Annotated in this window: 3 protein-coding genes; all 3 read right to left on the minus strand. The window is 30.3% G+C overall.

Annotated features, from left to right (window positions below; all coding sequences use genetic code 11):
- Window positions 1-61: 61 nt before the first annotated feature.
- Genes ASE40_RS21620 through ASE40_RS21630 form a run of 3 tightly spaced genes read right to left on the minus strand, consistent with a single transcriptional unit; the run spans window position 62 to window position 1,084 of the window.
- Entirely contained in the window at window positions 62-418 is a 357-nt protein-coding gene (locus ASE40_RS21620; protein ID WP_057119906.1) for a hypothetical protein, read from the minus strand.
- 17 nt (window positions 419-435) lie between these two features.
- Window positions 436-771, minus strand: coding sequence for a hypothetical protein (locus tag ASE40_RS21625; RefSeq protein WP_128415018.1), 336 nt, complete (start codon window positions 769-771; stop codon window positions 436-438).
- Entirely contained in the window at window positions 743-1,084 is a 342-nt protein-coding gene (locus ASE40_RS21630; RefSeq protein WP_057119910.1) for a hypothetical protein, read from the minus strand. Before ASE40_RS21630 ends, ASE40_RS21625 begins: the two co-directional genes overlap by 29 nt.
- Between the last annotated feature and the right edge of the window lie 172 nt (window positions 1,085-1,256).

Raw genomic sequence — 1,256 nt, forward strand, 5'->3', positions numbered from 1 at the left:
ATGTATTTTAGGACAAGACAAACTTTACGTTCACGAGCGGGACGCTCGCGCCAGCGAGGCATTATTTTATAAAATTTAGTAATGATTGTAAAATTTCTTTAATATCGGTTAGAGGAAAATTTTCTAAAGTTTCATCATAATACTCTTCTAAAAATAGGTCAAAAGTCATGTTGCTTTTAATTATCCCTGTATATTGTTGTAAGCCTAGTTCTACACTCCATTCTTTATCTTCATCAGGAAGTAAATTTCCTTTTAAGGCTAAGTTTAAAACTATAAGAAAATTCTGTAGCATTTGTTTTTGATTTACAAATCTATTTAAGTAAATTGCTAAATTCAATGAACTACAAGTTATTTTAATTTCTCCATCGATTTGTTTGTAAAATTTGATTCCATAATTTCTTAAGGTTGATGTGCTCATATTGATTTTTTTTAATTTTAAAAGTGTTGAGGATATATACTTTGTAGTTTTCCTAATAAAGGATTTGAATTATTACTTAAATATACAATTTCTAATTTATGATTATCACTTGCTTTTGAAACATAAGTAAATGAATATTGACCAAGAGAGTTACGTTCAACTTTATTAGGTTTTAATCTGTCAATTTTAGAAAGTACATAAGCCATTTCCTCATTTATTCGTTCTGTAGAATAGCTGACAGGAAAATATACGTTTTCTCCCTTTTTGTTAGCAATACTGCTTCCGCTTCCGTTTACAAAATCCGCGCCAGCAGTGAATGTGCCTTTAAGATGATCTAAATTCAAGCCATTCAATCAATAATAATTTTAAGTCATCCATGTGGATTGTTTTATGCCCGTCAATCCAAAAGTAAGGAGTGATAAAATTGACATCAAAGACTGATAATTCTTCCGCACTATCAAGAAATGATGGATCGTAAAGCTGATTATTTTGTATTAACTGAAGTGTTTCTATTAAATAACTAATAACAGCTTTAGGTAAAAATTGAATAATATTTAGCCTTGTATAATTGCCACTTGCATTGCTTGAATCTAAAATGTATCCTAATTCATTAAAAGCTCCCATTTTCTTGTAAAATTTTAAATTTAGCTCTTCTTGTTTCTTCATATTATTATTGTTTTAAGGATTATACTGCTTAACAATTGTCATCAAAGATAAATGATTTACCTGTAGTGCTCCTGTTACTGGATCTAAATCATAAGTTCGTTGTATAAACCCCGATCGCGCAGATTTACCCTCGATCGTTAGCGCGGATTTGCAATCCGTGCCCGCAAAGATT

The sequence above is a fragment of the Flavobacterium sp. Root935 genome, from assembly GCF_001429295.1.
In the GTDB taxonomy this organism is placed as follows: Bacteria; Bacteroidota; Bacteroidia; order Flavobacteriales; family Flavobacteriaceae; genus Flavobacterium.